The 16,302-nt window shown below is 59.6% G+C and carries 16 protein-coding genes; 2 read left to right on the top strand and 14 right to left on the bottom strand.

The window, feature by feature from the left end:
• Positions 1 to 40 precede the first annotated feature (40 nt).
• The 12 genes from AX692_RS15275 to AX692_RS15225 form a co-directional block, all read right to left on the bottom strand.
• Positions 41 to 475, bottom strand: a complete 435-nt coding sequence (locus tag AX692_RS15275; protein ID WP_081095377.1) for a TolC family protein — start codon at positions 473 to 475, stop codon at positions 41 to 43.
• 72 nt (positions 476 to 547) lie between these two features.
• A complete protein-coding gene (locus tag AX692_RS19205) occupies positions 548 to 805 on the bottom strand; it encodes a hypothetical protein (protein WP_081095376.1) in 258 nt (85 codons plus the stop codon).
• 68 nt (positions 806 to 873) lie between these two features.
• Entirely contained in the window at positions 874 to 1,245 is a 372-nt protein-coding gene (locus tag AX692_RS19800; protein WP_155646347.1) for a hypothetical protein, read from the bottom strand.
• Positions 1,246 to 1,381: 136 nt separating this feature from the next.
• Positions 1,382 to 2,278: a hypothetical protein gene (locus tag AX692_RS15265; RefSeq protein ID WP_073977764.1), complete on the bottom strand. Its 897-nt coding sequence runs from the start codon at positions 2,276 to 2,278 to the stop codon at positions 1,382 to 1,384.
• A gap of 24 nt (positions 2,279 to 2,302) precedes the next feature.
• A complete protein-coding gene (locus AX692_RS15260; protein ID WP_073977763.1) occupies positions 2,303 to 5,419 on the bottom strand; it encodes an efflux RND transporter permease subunit in 3,117 nt (1,038 codons plus the stop codon).
• 2 nt (positions 5,420 to 5,421) lie between these two features.
• Entirely contained in the window at positions 5,422 to 7,053 is a 1,632-nt protein-coding gene (locus AX692_RS15255; RefSeq protein ID WP_073977762.1) for an efflux RND transporter periplasmic adaptor subunit, read from the bottom strand.
• Positions 7,050 to 8,312: a TolC family protein gene (locus tag AX692_RS19200; protein ID WP_155646346.1), complete on the bottom strand. Its 1,263-nt coding sequence runs from the start codon at positions 8,310 to 8,312 to the stop codon at positions 7,050 to 7,052. Before AX692_RS19200 ends, AX692_RS15255 begins: the two co-directional genes overlap by 4 nt.
• Positions 8,313 to 8,363: 51 nt before the next feature.
• The gene (locus tag AX692_RS15245) at positions 8,364 to 8,846 is read right to left on the bottom strand and encodes a YybH family protein (RefSeq protein ID WP_081095374.1); all 483 of its coding nucleotides are present in this window, start codon (positions 8,844 to 8,846) and stop codon (positions 8,364 to 8,366) included.
• 14 nt (positions 8,847 to 8,860) lie between these two features.
• On the bottom strand, positions 8,861 to 9,433 hold the full coding sequence (locus AX692_RS15240; protein WP_073977759.1) for an RNA polymerase sigma factor: 573 nt from the start codon (positions 9,431 to 9,433) through the stop codon (positions 8,861 to 8,863).
• Entirely contained in the window at positions 9,430 to 9,873 is a 444-nt protein-coding gene (locus AX692_RS19195; protein WP_081095373.1) for a periplasmic heavy metal sensor, read from the bottom strand. Before AX692_RS19195 ends, AX692_RS15240 begins: the two co-directional genes overlap by 4 nt.
• Positions 9,870 to 10,139 carry a hypothetical protein gene (locus AX692_RS19795; protein WP_155646345.1) on the bottom strand — a complete coding sequence of 90 codons (270 nt, stop codon included), beginning with the start codon at positions 10,137 to 10,139 and terminating at the stop codon, positions 9,870 to 9,872. Before AX692_RS19795 ends, AX692_RS19195 begins: the two co-directional genes overlap by 4 nt.
• 127 nt (positions 10,140 to 10,266) lie before the next feature.
• Positions 10,267 to 11,064 (bottom strand): glutaredoxin family protein, encoded by a 798-nt coding sequence (locus AX692_RS15225; protein ID WP_230961067.1) that lies wholly within the window; start codon positions 11,062 to 11,064, stop codon positions 10,267 to 10,269.
• 70 nt (positions 11,065 to 11,134) lie between these two features.
• Here AX692_RS15225 and AX692_RS15220 point away from each other — a divergent pair, with 70 nt between their 5' ends.
• Positions 11,135 to 11,521 carry a MerR family transcriptional regulator gene (locus AX692_RS15220; protein WP_073977755.1) on the top strand — a complete coding sequence of 129 codons (387 nt, stop codon included), beginning with the start codon at positions 11,135 to 11,137 and terminating at the stop codon, positions 11,519 to 11,521.
• 534 nt (positions 11,522 to 12,055) lie between these two features.
• Here AX692_RS15220 and AX692_RS15215 read toward each other — a convergent pair.
• Positions 12,056 to 12,595, bottom strand: coding sequence for a hypothetical protein (locus AX692_RS15215; protein WP_053556452.1), 540 nt, complete (start codon positions 12,593 to 12,595; stop codon positions 12,056 to 12,058).
• Positions 12,592 to 13,221: a recombinase family protein gene (locus AX692_RS15210; RefSeq protein ID WP_053556453.1), complete on the bottom strand. Its 630-nt coding sequence runs from the start codon at positions 13,219 to 13,221 to the stop codon at positions 12,592 to 12,594. The genes AX692_RS15215 and AX692_RS15210 overlap by 4 nt, the downstream gene beginning before the upstream one ends.
• A 95-nt stretch (positions 13,222 to 13,316) precedes the next feature.
• Here AX692_RS15210 and AX692_RS15205 point away from each other — a divergent pair, with 95 nt between their 5' ends.
• Positions 13,317 to 16,214, top strand: a complete 2,898-nt coding sequence (locus AX692_RS15205) for a Tn3 family transposase (RefSeq protein WP_053556454.1) — start codon at positions 13,317 to 13,319, stop codon at positions 16,212 to 16,214.
• The last annotated feature ends 88 nt before the right edge of the window (positions 16,215 to 16,302 follow it).

The following is a 16,302-nucleotide window of genomic DNA, read 5'->3' as shown; positions in this document are numbered from 1 at the left end:
TCTCGGATGGCAGTCATGAGAGCGTATATCTGTGCCCGTTCTATGTCCTGACCCCATAATAGAGATCAATCCATGCGAGCGCGGTTTCGAGCATGACATTGCGCGCCTCAACTTCAACTTCGGCTTCCGCGATGCCAATGTCAGCGCCTGCCCGCGCGGCGCGAGCGTGACGTTTGGCGGGATTGATAAATTGCTGGCTGACGCCAATCGTTGTCATCGTAAAATTATCGCGGTTGAAGCTACCCGCATCCGGCCCGGTCACCGGAAAGTCGCGGATACCAAGATCGAGCGTTGGGTCAGGCAGCCGGTCGGCCGCTATCGCCGCCGATTGCGCGGCTTGCACACCGGCAGCACGCCCTTTCAGACTCGGCGCGGCGCTCTTTGCGCGTTCAAGCGCCGCGTCAAATGTCAGCGGCTCGGCGGCAAGCTGCGCAGGCAGCACGAGCAAAGCCATTAAAGTGATCAAGTATTTCATGCACCCCCCCAAACGGAACGATAACAAGGTCGTCCCCGACCAGCGCTTCGCGCCAGCCAGGGACATCCATTGTCAGCCTTTGGCGTGGCCCGGCATGTCCATGCACGCAGCCTTCGTCGCCTCGTCGTGCATCATCGCACAATCGCAATTAGCGACGGTGGAAGCGTCCTTGACCCACACGCGGACGCGCGAAGGCAGATTGGCCTTGTTGGGGCCGTAAACCGGACGGTTTTGCCATTCATAATGGCCGCCCGATCGTTCGGCTGCCGACGCAGCAGATACAGAGGTGAACGCTGCAAGCGTCGCAGCAAGTGTCAGTAAAATTTTCATGTTGAATATCCTTGGTTGAATCAATTTTGCGCGCACGACAGCATCAAAGCCGCCGAACGCCGGTTGGTTCAGCCAAGGATCGAGGGAGGGTCGGGTATCGGGGCTATGTTGCGCCCGCTCAGAACTGGACTTGTTGCCCATGTATAAGAAAAAGAGCCGCTAATTGCGGGCGCGACGGTAATTGGAACCACGCCAAGTGCCGCCAAGGACGCACAGCCCACCATAGCGAAGCAGCCGGCCTTCATATCCTTGCAAGGCGGCGTGTTATTGTGGGATTGCTTCATCGCATCCATGCAATCGGCCATGCCTGCCATTGGCGATGTTGCTGCACTTTGTTCGTGCTGCATATCCGCACAAGGCGGCGACGCATAAGCCACGCCCTGCCACAAGAGGCCGAATATGGCCCCCAGCAGCAGAAAATGGCGAAACAGCGTTTTCATCAGAAACCTAATTTGAACTTGGAAGCGTCAAAGGTCAATTCGCTGAGCAACTGTCTTTCGTTACGGCCTTTAATCATACAGCCGTCGCGCGGCCATCACGACCCTGAAAAATGGCTCTCTGCGGCCCTTTGCTCCCTCACGCGCCGACATTGACCGTGAATGGCACAATTATCTCGCGGCCATTCGCCATGATCTGAACGAAAATCTTCATAACGCCGCTGTTTTTGGGTTCCATATGAAAGCCGACAACAGGCCCGCTACGCTCGCTGTCAGATTTAGGCTCGGTGCCTTGCGGGTGGACGTGTTCGATTGAACTCCAGTCGCGCGAAAACGCGACGACATGACCGAATGCTCCCATGATCGGTTGAAGCTGCGTGAAAGGCTTGCCGGATTTCGCCTCGACAATCGCAACACTACCCATCACGCCTTGACCCGCCTTTACCGGGCCAGCAAACGAGAGTGCGAATTTGAGCCCGCCCATTTCTGCGGTTGCAACCGGCTTTGGGTCAGGCGCAGGCGCTTTTTCTGACCCGGCAGCCATGTCGGAAAACACGTATTCCTGATCACCGTCCGCCCGCGTTGTATCAGTCCATACACGGTATGTCCGACCAAATTTCGGCGTGAAGCTGAACGTCCAATCACCAGCCTTGGGACCAGCCACCGGATGGATATGCTGGTAGTCGGTCAGGCTTTCGTCAATGATGAGCAAATGCAGCTTCTTGGTGTGGGCCAGTGCCAGTTGATCGGGGCCTATCGGTGCCCCGGTCTTGATGTCGGTCAACGTCAGCGTCACCGATTGCGGCTCACCCGGCGTGAAAGTGCCAGCAGGAGTCAATGCTACCTTGAGCGTTGCGGCACCGTGATGATGGCTGGCTCCTCCCATTTCCATTCCGGCATGTTCATCACCGCCAGCGCCTTCCTTGGCGGCAATTGCGGCGTGATCGGCGTCGGTATGACCATCCTCATGCTTCTTTTCGCCACAACCGCTGAGTGCGAGGACAGAGACTGCGATCAGGAACAATGTCTTTTTCATGGAGAAATATCCTTTGTGCTGGGCTTAATAGGCTTGCAAATTGCCCGATTGACGGGCTTCGGCGATGATGTTTTCGAGCGGAGCGCGGCCAAACAAGCGAAACAGGATCGGCGTAATCAGGGCATCCAGCAGTGTCGCCGACAGCAACCCGCCAAAGATCGTCACCGCAACCGGATGAAGGATTTCCTTACCCGGTTCGTCCGCGCCGATCAGCAGCGGCGTGAGCGCGAGACCCGCAGCTAATGCCGTCATCAACACCGGCGTCAACCGCTCGAGCGTTCCGCGAACGATCATCGCATCACCCCAAATCTCGCCTTCGTGGAGAACGAGGTTTATATAGTGACTGACCTTCAAAATGCCGTTGCGCGATGCGATCCCGGTGAGCGTGACAAATCCGATCATGCTGGCAACCGAGAGCGGCAACCCGGCAAGGCCAAGTGCAATCACCGACCCCACCAGCGCCATCGGGACGCCTGCCATGATAATGAGAGCCAATTTGACCGAGCGGTATCGCGTAAAGAGCAGTACGAAAATCATGCCGAACGACACGAGCGACAAACCGCCGATTGTCAAAGATGCTTCGCGCTGCGCCTCGAACTGCCCTTCGACGCGAACAAACCCGCCCGCAGGCAGCTTGAGTTTTGCAGTTTCTGCCTCGATGGCTGCGACGATGTTACCTAAATTCGCGCCCGGTGCCGCGTTCGCCGATATGACGATCCGGCGCTTGCCGCCTTCGCGCAGAATTTGATTGGGGCCGTCGGTCTCTACGATTTCCGCCAAGTTGCGTAAAGGAACCGGGCCTTTGGGCGTTTCGATGAGTAGATCGGCCAATGCCGCCGTTGTGCGTGTTTCATCGGGCAACCGCAGCACAACATCATAGCGTTTAAGGCCATCGATCACGCGGCTGACGATCTTGCCATTGGACAACGTCGCAATCGCATCGGACACCGCAGCCGGCGTGATGCCGTAGCTGCCCGCACGATCGTAATCTATCCGCAAATCAAGCTGCGGCACGCGGACCTGCTTTTCGATCCGCAAATCGACGATGCCGGGAATTGCGGATATCGCCGCGCGAAGCTGTTCGGCACTACCGCGCGCGCCGTCCAGATCCTCGGCAAATATCTTGATGACGATCTGTGCCTGCACACCGGAAAGCAGGTGATCGATCCGGTGACCAATCGGCGCACCGACTGAAACCGAGCCGGGAAGCACAGCGAGCTTCCTCCGGATTGCCTCGGCAACCGCAGTCCGATCCTCAGCATCGGGCTTGAGCGCGACATCAATCTCGCTTGAATGAACGCCCTCGGCATGTTCATCGAGTTCGGCACGGCCTGTCCTGCGACTGACGCTCTCGACCTGTGGTATCTGAAGCAGGAGTTTTTCAGCAGTTGCCGCCAATTGGCTTGAGGCCTCAAGCGAGATGCCTGGCTCAAGCTGATAGCCAACGACAAAGCTCCCTTCGTTAAACGTCGGCAGGAAAGCACGCGGCAATAGCAGCGCGCCGCCAATCGCCAGCACACTGACAATCGCGGCGGTAACCAACACGCCCCGAACGCGTGCAAATCCCCATTCAAGCGCCTTTGCATTCACTCTCTTGAGGCGAGTAACGAGCCCGGATTCACTTGTCTCATGGAGCGCCGCAAACTTCGGCAGTAGGTAATAGCAAAGCACTGGCGTCAGCGTTACAGCAGTGACAAAGCTCGCGAGGATCGAAACGATATAGGCTTGCCCAAGCGGTGCAAACAGGCGGCCTTCGACGCCGCCAAGGAAAAACAATGGTAAGAATACAAGGATGATGATTGCAGTCGCATAGACGATGCCCGACCGCACCTCACCCGTCGCATGAGCGATGACTCCGATTGGTGATTTGGGCTCAGCCAGCGCAGAATTTTCGCGCAATCGCCGATATACATTCTCAACGTCAACCACCGCGTCATCGACCAATTCACCTATGGCAATGGCAAGTCCACCCAGCGTCATCGTGTTGATTGAAAGCCCGAATGCTTCAAAAATGATCGTCGTGATCAGGATCGATGTTGGCAGCGACATCAGTGATATGGCCGTCGTGCGGACGTTGAGCAGAAACAGAAACAATATGATTGCGACAACGACGGCGGCTTCAATCAAGACCCGCTGGAGCGTGCCAATCGACGTTTCAATAAAATTGGCTTGGCGAAATTGAACCTTATCAGCGCGAATGCCGTTTGGCAGTGTCGCGCTGATTTCCTTGAGCGCAGCCTCGACTTGCGTTGTCACAGCGACCGTATCAGCAGTTGGCTGTTTCTGCACCGCGATAACCACTGCTGGTGCGCCACCATAGCCAGCATCCCCCCGCCGGAAGCCTGCACCAAAATCGGCACTTGCGACCTGCGAAAGCCGCACTGGATTGCCCCCGCTTTCGCCAACGACGAGCGCGCGCAAATCGTCAATCCGCGTTGTCCGAGCAACACCCCGGATCAGATATTCCTTTTGAAACTGGTCGACAAACCCGCCACCGCTGTTGGTGCCAAATTCGCGAACCGCGCCGTCAATCTGATCAAGTGTGATGCCAAGCGCTGCCATCGCTGCCGGATCGGGCGAAACCCGGTATTGCCGAACTTCGCCGCCAATCGGGATCACCTGCGCAACGCCAGGAATTGTGAGCAAGCGTGGGCGCACTTGAAAGTCTGCAATTTCACGCGCTTCCATCGGGCTGGCTTTGCCGTAGGGTATCGCGACGAGCATGATCTCACCCATGATGGACGTGACCGGCCCCATTTGCGGCACTGTGTTCGGTGGAATTTGTTCGCGAACAAGGGTTAGCCGTTCGGCGACTTGCTGGCGCGCGCGGTAAACATCCTCATTCCAGCCGAACTCGACATAGACGACCGACAGCCCGATGCCAGATACCGAACGCACACGCTCAACACCGGGAACGCCACTCATTGAGGTTTCAATCGGGCGCGTTACGAGCGTTTCAACCTCGGGCGGGGCGAGCCCGGGAGACTCGGTCAGGATCGTAACGACCGGGCGATTGAGGTTGGGCAGAACATCCACCGGCAAGCGGCTTGCCGATAACAGGCCGAGCCCAACAAGCGCGATCGCCGCAAATAGGACGAGAATCCGGTTGCGCAGCGAAAAGGCGACGATGGCGTCAAACATGCCTAGCGCACCTGACCGAGTAGAGTTGCACCTATTGTTACCACGCGCTCTTCCGCTTTGACGCCCGTCAGTATCGCCACATTGTCAGCGTCCACTGGTGCGGTGGTCACATTGCGTAAAGCAAATGTTTCGGCCCGTGTCTTGACGAACACCGAGGTCAAGCCGTTGGCACCGCTGATCAAGGCAGCGCGGGGAACAATGACCCCGGCAACCGGCTCGCCCAGCGGCGCTGATAGGGTAACGCTTTCGCCGATACGCAGTCGCGGCGGAGCACCGACGATGCGGAACAGCCCTTGTGCCGCGCGGCCCCGGTCAGCAAGACCCGCGCCTTCAAACACCAGATCGAATGTCGCGCCGTCGCTCGTCTTGCCGACCGCACTTGCTCCTGTGGTTATAGGGCGGCGGTCGAACAGATTGGCTTCCACATAGAGGCGTGACGGATCGACAATCTCGAACAGCGTCGTTTGAGCAGCGACCACTTGGCCGACGCGGACCCCGCTTACCGAAATGACGCCGCTGATCGGCGCACGCAGCACTTCACGAGCCGATGTCGCTTGGCCAAGCCCTGCGCGCCGCGATTGCAGGCCGCGCAGGGTAATCGCAGCCTCTTCAATTTCACGGCGCGGAACCACACCTTCAAGTCGGCGAAGCCGTGCTGCACGGTTGGCCGCAAGTGCGATTTGTTGATCGAGATCGCCCAACTCACGCGATAAGGAGGCACGGTCTATCGCCTGTAAAGGTGGCTCAATGATCGCTAATATCTGTCCGGCGCGAACCGATTGCCCAATGACTGCAATCCCCGAAGCGCCCGCACTAACGCGGCCGCCCGTGGCACTTTGAACCAGCCCGCCGCGACGCGGATCAGTAATAATTTGGCCGGTTAAATTGGCAGACGGGGTGGTATAGCCATCCGCTGCTACGATTGTGCGCAGACCAATGATCCGCTGAACACCTTTGGGCGCAAACACGTCGCCACTTGGAAGCCGGGCCGCCGCATCGCCGCCGCCTGTGACCGTCGTGGCGGGTGTGGCCGCTGCGCTGTGATCCTCATCGCCGTGCGCCTGAATCGGGCGTGGTTGCAACAACAATAGCCCAAGCGCGACCACAGCAACCGCAGCGCCTGCCCTACGCGAGCGCCAAAAGATCAAGCCGCCGATGGCCAGAACAGCGATGCCTGCGGCAACCATCCAATATGCCCACCCACCGCTGGCGGTTGTCACTTGCGCATCGGGTATGATGAGTTCGGCGGACAGCGATTCGACCGCTCCCGCGCGTGTGATCAGGAAGGCCAATTGATGCGCGCCAGCGGTTTCAAGTTTGGCGTCGGACACAGTATATACGTCGCCCGCCGATTTCGCGGCTTGGCTTTTGCCATCAATTGTCACGTTCACATTGGCATTGGTGATCGGCGCATTATCGGCCCAGCCGTCGATCCAGATTGTCATGTCGTCGCCGTCAACCGCTGCGACAAGTTCAAGGGTCGCCGTGCGGGCCTCGATGCGGGGCTTCGCACCCGTCGGCGCGCTGGCGACGGCCGCAGCACCGTGATCCTCATCGCCGTGCGCGAATGATGTTGACGGCGTGGATAGGAAAACTGCTGCGGCAATGATCGCCATGAAAGATCGGAATATCATGGCAGCACACCCATCGTTTGATTGACATCAGAAATTGCGGCCGACTTGGCGACCTGGGCTGCACCAAGCGCGCGCTCGGCATCGAACAACGCCTGCCGCGCCCGCAGATATTCGATGTAGCCGATTTCGCCTTCAACTCGGCCCCGCTGCGTCAACATCAGCGCCTCGCGCAGTGCCGCTTGCCGCGCCTCAGCGTCACTGAGCGCACGTTCGGCGACCGACAGGCGCTCAAGCGCAGCGCGCTGGTCAGCTATCAACCGCGCTCGAAGTCGTGCGGCCTCAGCGCTTGCCGACAAGGCTTCTGCCCGTGTGCCGGCGGCATCAGCAACGGCACGCGAATCGCGGCCTAGCGGGACCGCGATACCCACAAGCAAAGCATCTTCATAAGAACCACGGGGATCGTTTCGCTGGCGGCGTACGCCTATACTACCCTCCACCCTTGGTCGCAGGCTGTAACGCGCATAACCGGCTTTCGCGTCGGCAGCCTTCGCTTTGGCTTCGGCAGCAAGGAGTGCGGGATGGCTTTCAATATCGGTGCCGGATGACAGGGCTTCATCGGCAAAGCTCGTAGGGGCAGTGCCGATAAGCGCCTCGACCGCCGCGGTCGTTTCCGCAAGATCGGTTTCGGCAGCCGAAAGCCTCGCCAATGCTACGCCAAGCTCTGCTTGTGATACCAAAAGATCGCGCCGTGCCTGCACACCGGCTTGAACCAGTCGCTCAACCTGATCGGTTTCAGTTCGTGCCGTTGCGACATGCTGTTGCTCTATATCAACCGCACGTCTTGCACCGGCGAGCCGCCAATATACGGTGCGAATGTCTCCTGCCAAGGCCAGTTGGGCAGCCGCTAGCCCGGCATTTGCCGCATCACCGCTCAGCGTCGCGGCATTAACACCAGCGCGCGCTTCCCCCGGCCATTTTATGGCGGCTGAAACGCTGGCTTCTTGCTCAATCGTCCCGCCAGAGCGGGTTAGAACATCGCCGCGCGCCACGGGTGGTCCAACAAACGGCCCGCTCGCGGCACGACGTTGGGCGTCAGCTTGAGCCTTCAAAGCCGGACTGGCCGCCGCTTCGGGTAGTTGCGCCGCTGCTCGCTCAAAGGCTTCACGCAGCGATATGACAGAAGCTGCGTCTTGCGCCTGTGACGGGGCAGCCGACAGCAAAACTGCGCCAAGCGTCGCCACTGCGACGCCCAAATGGCGGCGAACCGACTTCTGGTTCATCGAACGGTTTTTCTGATCATACCGATAATACGCGCGCAATCGGGATTACCCCCAAAACACGCGCATTTTTCAGGATGCAGGCACCTTCGGCTATTTGTCGGCGTACGACCAGTGTATATGGACGATCTTCCATTGCCCGTTGCTTCGCCGCAGCACCATCGTTTCAGTGGAAGCACTGTCGATGGTTTTGTCTTTGTAGGTGCCGGTTGTTTCCCCCTGGCTCGTCACCCACGCCACGTCGCCACTGGTTTGTGCGGAGCGCGCAGACACACTCTGCTTTACACCCTTCAAAAATGCCATGTCGGCGTCCAGATGGTGCGAAGCATATTCAGCTTTGCTCGTTTCCGCGCCGCCGCCCTCATAGATCAGAACCTTGTCAGCCAAGAGCGCCAGTGCTTGCTTGGAATCCCCGTCCGCCAGTGCCTTGTGAAATGCGTCCACCGCATCGATCACAGGCTTTGCGGCTGCATCGCTTTGTGTTTGGGATGTTTTTGCGACGTTTGCATCTGGTGCCGTAGGCCCGCAACCTGCCAGCGACGCCGATGCCAACCCAAAAATGATAAAATGCTTCATAGTCAGTTCCTCGCTTACAAATTATCGGTCCACGCGCTGATTTGGCGTTCCAGCTCTTGCCGCGCGCGGCGTGTTCGGCCTTCGATGGCTTTGCCGCTCAACCCCAACTGAAGGCCCGCTTGCTCGTGGCTGAAGCCTTCAAAAACGGTCAGCAACAAAGGCTCCTTGAGGCCGCGTGGCAACAGCGCGATCGCTTTTTCGAGCAAATGCAGTTCCTGATTGGCGCTTATCAACGTATCGGCTGTTGGCGCGGCGTCTCGAATATCAGGTGCATCGGTTGGCCATGTGAGCTGAAAAAATCTGCGAACCCTGACCTTACGGCTGTGATCGCGACATTTGTTGAGTGCGATTGTGGTGAGCCACGGCCCAAGAGGCCGGTCTAAATCATACCGTCCAAACCCCTGCCACGCGGCCACAAAAACCTGCTGAAGCAGATCGTGCGCTTCCTCGTCAGCGCCGATATAACGCCTGATGAAGGCAAAGACAGGGCTCTTGTAACGGCTAATGATAACGGCGAAGGCTTGGTCGTCGTTAGCGGCGGCCCGCTCGCAAATCTCGCGATCAGTGAGCGCTTCAGGCGACGTCACTGGGCTTCTTGCATCAACGCTTGCACTACGGAGCGATCAAAGATTTCCGCCTGTTCTGGCGTAAGAACTGCCCGCATTCTAAAAATATGGCTGACCGTTTGCTTCTGGTAATTTCCCAGAGTCCTATGAACATGTTCGATTGCCATCTGCACTTCGGGACCGTCGCGCTTGCTGGTCTGGATTGCCCTGGCCAGTTCTACATTGGCGCTATGGGCATCGGCCTCAAGCTGCCCACGGATGAGGGCAAAACGCCTCTCTTCTGCGGCAATATTTTTTTCTTGGGCTGCCGACAGGTTCAATTTGCTATGCAGCATCGCGTGGAGCGCATTGTCGGGCGTCTCTTTTGGAGCGAGCAACTTCGTGCCTACGAAAGCACCGCTCAGGCCAGCCAGAAATGCCAAGATCACCGTCAATATGATCGCGCGACGTGCTGAACTCATGAGGGTAGCGCCAGCAACGCCGACGGCGCCAAATGTGCGCCCGAAACCAAAGTCTCGCGACTTTGGCTGGCCGCAGCGGCGGCACCGCCAAGGCCGACGCCGACGATCAGAGCCGCCGTAATAGCTCCAACCCTTATCGACGTCTGCGATTTGATGACAACTTTAGTTTGGGCCAGGCTACGCATGACCCCCACTTCGATTTGCGATAAATCAATCTGATCCAAAGGCGCTTTCGCCAATCGCGCCAGTGCGTTCTCAATATCCATGATGTTTACCTCACTATCCTGTCCAGCTATACGTCGCCCGAGCTACAAACCCCGATTCCTATGCGTTTGTGGTTGCAAATCCGTACCGCGAGGAATTGGGACAGGATTATACCCCTCCGCCGAGTTTTCACATTGTGGAGCTCATCATGTGTCCACCGAAAAGCATCCACATCGCCATCGCGACCATCATCACATTCTCGGTCAGCGAGACGAAGCCGAGCGGGACATTGCTGTCGCCACCGACGCACGCGCATTTAAGTTCGCGCCTGTCGATATAGACCGCTTTGAACACCGAGACCGCGCCGATGGTGCCGATCGTGAGCGCGACCGGGATCGACACCCAATTGAGAGCGTCTGCCGCCATCAATACGCCCGCCAATCCTTCGCCGAACGGATAGATGCGCGAATACGGCACCCAGCGTTTCGCGAGCAGATCGTAGTTCAGGAACATCGTTGCAAACTTGTCGACGTTCTGGAGCTTAAGCATCGCCAAGATACACATGCTGAACGCAATGAACCATTCGCCCGCGCGGATCGTGAAGGGCGAGCCATAGACCGCAAAGCTGGCAGCAAGCGCCATCAATACCGCCATCGAGAACAGCGCGATGACCGGCTGATAGGTCGTCGCCTTGGGATCGGCGACCGACAGGCCTAGATAACGGCGCAGATCGTCATGCCCGCCAATCCGCTCGCCGCCGATAAAGATTTGCGGCGTCGTCTGGACATTGTGTTTCACCTTGAGGGCGTCGGTTTCCTCGCGTGTGGTCAGCCAGCGATCCTCGACAGTGAAGCCCTTGCGCTTCAAGAGATCGAGCGCCTTTAACCCATAAGGGCAAATATGGTTCGGCATCACCATACGGTAAATGGTTGCAGTTTTGGCGGCGGCGCTCGCCTTCGCTGGCGTTGACATTGCGGCTTGAGTCATGGGTGTTCCTTCTTGGCGGATAGCATCACCTGACCTACATAGGTTTCGGACTATGGTACGGAGTCAAGCGATGAATGCGATGACCATCGGAAAGCTTGCAAAGGCTGGCAGCGTAGGGGTCGAGACAGTCCGCTACTATCAGCGGCGGGGGTTGATCGGAACGCCGTCGCGCGATGGCGGCGTCAGGCGATACGATGCCGATGACCTCCGCCGCCTGCGCTTTGTCCGGCAAGCGCAGACAGCAGGTTTCACGCTCGACGAGATCGGGGAATTGCTGGCGCTCGATGCCACGGACGACCGCCCTAAAGCACGGGCGATGGCCGAAGCGCGGATCGTTGCGCTCGATCAGAAAATTGCGGAATTGCAGGCAGCACGCGATGCTCTTGGACAACTGGCCAAGGAATGCGCCAGCGGCACCTCGGGTGCTTGCCCGATCATCCGGGCATTTGGAGCATAACCCCTTTTCAAATGTCGGTCGATTTCGTTCGCGTAAGGCGACTGACGTGACCCCCAGCTTTCCCCAGCTGGGTTTGGAGCCGAGCCGTGCGGGGATGAAGAGAGCTTGCACAGGTGAGTGCTGTAGCAAAATGGCCGAAAACGGATTGCCTCGATGGGTCTGACGACGCCCGAATCCCTTTTCGTCATCGGCCATATAATTGCGAGATAACTTCGGACTCAAGTCGCCGACATTCGCCACAATCCGCAAAAACTTCTACACAGTTCCTACACAGGCCAAAAATGACCAATTTTAATGAATTATATCAGAGTTTTACAAAACTCCGATGAAATGGTCGGCGCGACAAGTTCGGCAGAGCGCTGCCAGCCGGCCCGGTCATTTATGGTTTCGGCATAGGCCCCAGCGCGACGTGAATCGCTTGGATCCAGCTCTTCGCCCACCGCATTGGGGTCGGTTCCGGCTGAGGGCGAAATGACACCCTAAGGGAATAGCTGTCCTTGCCGTCGCCGCGGCTGCCATTGATCACAAACTGCGTCACTCTCGATGGATAGAACATTCCGTCAGCCACCTTGCAGGCATGACGTTGACCGCTGCCCTCAAAGGTATGCGATAGAAGTTCATCGTTCGATAGCTCCATGCATATGGCACGCAGTGCTTCATGACGGCGGTATGCAGGAAGAACTGAAATTCTTCCGGGGCATGCCGGACCGATTCTAAAAACGAGTGTTGGGTTTGCCGGTCAGCACCGAACTCGTTCAACGCCTTCAATCTCAGATTATCCGCATAAGCTCCGACTGAGAGTAGAGAGCCCGCCAGCGCCACCGCTACAAAAATGGGGCCTCGAACGATCGAAAACCGAGCCGGTATCAAAAAGCTGGTCGCTCCGACCGCGAAGCAAGCGGATACGATCCAGAGCCAGTGAGGCGCGCCCAGTCTATCTGACCAGATCGTCGCGAGGAATACTGGCTTCAGCAAGCTACCGAAGACGAAGCCTGCAATCGCCAGGTACGTAATGCATCCAAGCGCGGCGGTCTTCATCCTGTGCTTTCGTCCGACATCCGGCGCGACGCTCATGCCGCCACCTCGACCTTGTGATCCATGTCCGCCCTGGAGCGTCCGACGATTGCGGCGACAGTATTCTTGCTGAGGCCGAGGTCCCGGGCTATCCAGCGATAGCTGCGCCCCTCGGCAACAAGGGCTAGCACCTTGGGGGCAAGCCGATCCGACTTCGGGCGGACGCCGGTCTGCCGCCCGAGTTTCCGACCCCGCGCCCGTGCCGCGGCGAGGCCGGAGCGAACCCGCTCGCTGAGCATGTCGCGCTCGAACTGCGCAATGCCTGCGAGCATCGTCGCCATCATACGACCGTGCGGCGTATCGACCTCGAAGGTCATGCCGCTCATCGCGACCACCGACACGCGCCAGCCCGACAGCCGGTTGAGCGTATCGAGCAGGTCCTGCGTCGAGCGCCCCCAACGACTGAGTTCGGTGACAAGGATCGCATCAATGTGGCGCGCCTGGGCCAGCTTCATCACTTCGGCACGTGCCGATCGGTTGGCCTTCATCCCCGAGGCGGTTTCTCGAAAGACCTCGACCACCTCATAGCCGCCACGCTCGGCAAAACCGGCGAGGTCGCGAAGCTGCCGCTCGCACGACTGGTCGGCTGTCGAGACCCTGGCGTAGATGGCGGCGCGCTGTCCCAATTGAACCCTTCTGGAATTAGGCCTCGAAAAGCCTTGATCTGCGTGGGGTCAGTGTTGTCCAAAACAGACTTCTGTTCAATAGGGACAAGCCGTGCATGCCGAGACGCCATATCCTCAGCGCCCGACAGCGTTCGGCCCTACTCGACCTGCCGACTGACGAAGCGGCGCTGCTGCGGCATTATATTCTGGCAGCCGATGACCTGATCCATATCGACCGGCGGCGCCGACCGGAGAACCGCATCGGGTTCGCCCTGCAGTTGTGTGCGCTGCGATATCCAGGTCGGACGCTTGCTCCCGGCGAACTGATCCCCCACGCCGTGTCCGCCTTTCTAGGTGCCCAGCTTGGCATCGCTGGCGACACGCTCGCGTCCTATGCCGTTCGACGCCAAACCCGGCACCAGCACATGGAGGCGCTGCGCCGCATCTACGGATACAGGATGTTCCCCGGACAGGGACCGCATGCCAGGGCGTTCCGGGATTGGCTTCTCGCCGAAGCCGAGCAGGCACGCTCAAACGACGACCTTGCCCGGCGCTTCATTGCCCGCTGCCGTGAAACCATGACCATCCTGCCAGCGATCACGACAATCGAGCGGTTGTGCGCGGACGCGCTCGTCGCCGCCGAACGCCAGATCGAGAAGCGGATCGCAGCCCGTCTCGATCCCGTCGCCTGTGATGGGCTCGACCGACTGACTACCGAGATGCTGCCGGGGGCGATCAGCCGCTTCATCTGGCTGCGCCGGATTGAGCCGGGCAACAACTCCGCCGCGGCGAACCGGCTGCTCGACCGGCTCGAGTTCCTGCGCGCGATGAACCTCAATGATGGTTTACTTGCCGGTGTTCCACCGCATCGCGTCGCCCGGCTACGCCGGCAGGGCGAGCGCTACTTCGCCGATGGCCTGCGCGATCTCGGCGCCGATCGGCGCCGCGCTATCATGGCGGTTTGCGTCATTGAATGGGCCACTGCGACGGCGGATGCGGTGATCGAAACACATGACCGGATCGTTGGCCGCACCTGGCGCGACGCGAAGCAACTGCATGACGCGCGGGTCGTAGAAACCAGAGGCGCTACCACTGCGACTTTGAACGGCTTCACTGCACTCGGTCAATCATTGCTCGAAGCGCATGGCGACGGCGCGTCGCTGGAAGATGCGGTCGCGCGCGGGGCGGGATGGGAACGGCTCACCAGTCTCGTCGCTACGGCCAAGACGTTGACGGACACCTTGGGCGACGATCCGCTGGCCTATGTTGATCAGGGGTATCACCGCTTCCGTCGGTATGCCCCGCGCATGCTGCGATGCCTCGACCTCAAAGCTGCGGCGGTTGCACGGCCTTTGCTGGACGCGGCTACCGCCATCGCTACCAGGGGCGCAGTTCCGGCGGCCGACGATTTCTTGCGCCCGCATTCCAAATGGCGGCGACAGTTGCGGGCGAAGGGCGATGATGATGCCCGCCTCCGGGAAGTCGCGGTCATGTTCCACCTGCGCGACGCGCTGCGCTCGGGCGACATCTGGTTCGACCGCTCGCATCGGTATGGTGACCTGCGCCACGTCCTCGTGCCGATGGCGGTCGCGCATGCCGCGAAGCTAGCGGTCCCGTCCGACCCGCATGTCTGGCTGGCTGACCGCAAGGTGCGTCTCGCCGATGGCCTTGCCCGGCTCGGTCGCGCCGCGCGCAGCGGTACAATTCCGAAAGGCAGCATCGAAGACGGCACGCTGCGCATTGATCGCCTCACCGCCGACGCGCCGGATGGGATCGAGGATCTGATGCTCGATCTGTATCGCCGCCTGCCGCCCGTCCGCATCACCGATCTGCTGCTCGAAGTCGATACCGCGCTGGGTTTCACCGATGCCTTCACGCATCTGCGCACCGGCGTGCCGTGCGGCGACCGAATTGGTCTGCTCAACGTCCTGCTCGCCGAGGGCCTGAATTTGGGCCTGCGTAAGATGGCAGAGGCTTCCAACACCCACGACTATTGGCAACTCTCCCGTCTCGCGCGCTGGCACGTCGAAAGCGAGGCGATCGACCAGGCGCTGGCCAACGTGGTCGCGGCGCAAGGGGCGCTGCCGATGGCCCAGGTGTGGGGTATGGGTAGAGCCGCATCGGCCGATGGCCAGTTCTTCCCCGCAGCACGGCAGGGCGAGGCGATGAACACGATCAACGCCCGCTACGGCAACGATCCCGGAATCAAGGCCTATACTCACGTCAACGACCGCTTCGCGCCGTTTGCATCGCGGACTATTCCAGCCACAGTCAGCGAAGCACCTTACCTGCTCGACGGGCTGACGATGAATGAGGCAGGGCGACGGATCGAAGAGCAATACGCCGACACTGGCGGGTTCACCGATCATCTGTTCGGGATCAGCGCCATGCTCGGCTACCGCCTTGTGCTGCGCATCCGCGACCTCCCATCCAAACGACTGTACGTATTCGACCCTGCCACCACGCCGAGCGAGCTGCGCCCGCTGGTGGGCGGCAAGGTTCGTGAGGCGCTGATCGTTTCCAACTGGCCCGACCTGTTCCGCTGCGCCGCCACCATGAGCGCGGGGCAGGTCGCGCCGAGCAGCATCTTGCGCAAGCTCGCCGCCTATCCGCGCCAGAACGATCTTGCAGCCGCGCTGCGCGAGGTGGGCCGGATCGAGCGGACGCTATTCATCGTCGAATGGATTCTCGACGCCGGTATGCAGCGCCGTGCACAGGTGGGCCTCAACAAAGGTGAGGCACATCATGCGTTGAAAAATGCCCTGCGCATTGGCCGTCAGGGCGAAATCCGCGACCGCACGACGGAGGGTCAGCATTACCGGATCGCTGGCCTCAACCTACTGACCGCCATCATCGTCTACTGGAACACCCTGCATCTCGGCCATGCCGTCGAAGCTCGCCGCCGCGAAGGGCTCGATACCCCCGACCATCTTCTCGCCCATATCTCGCCGCTCGGGTGGGCCCACATCCTTCTCACTGGTGAGTACCTTTGGCCCAAGGACTCCGCCGCTTAGGGTGTCATTCCGCCCTCAGCCAGAACTGACCCCAGGAACGGCGCTACCGTGAGCGGGTCATCGACTTGCCCGAGGACATCCAGGCAAT

The organism is Erythrobacter donghaensis (assembly GCF_001557325.1).
GTDB classification, from domain to species: domain Bacteria; phylum Pseudomonadota; class Alphaproteobacteria; order Sphingomonadales; family Sphingomonadaceae; genus Erythrobacter; species Erythrobacter donghaensis_B.
Note: the sequence above shows the minus strand (reverse complement) of the source record. Positions and strands in the feature narration are given on the sequence as shown.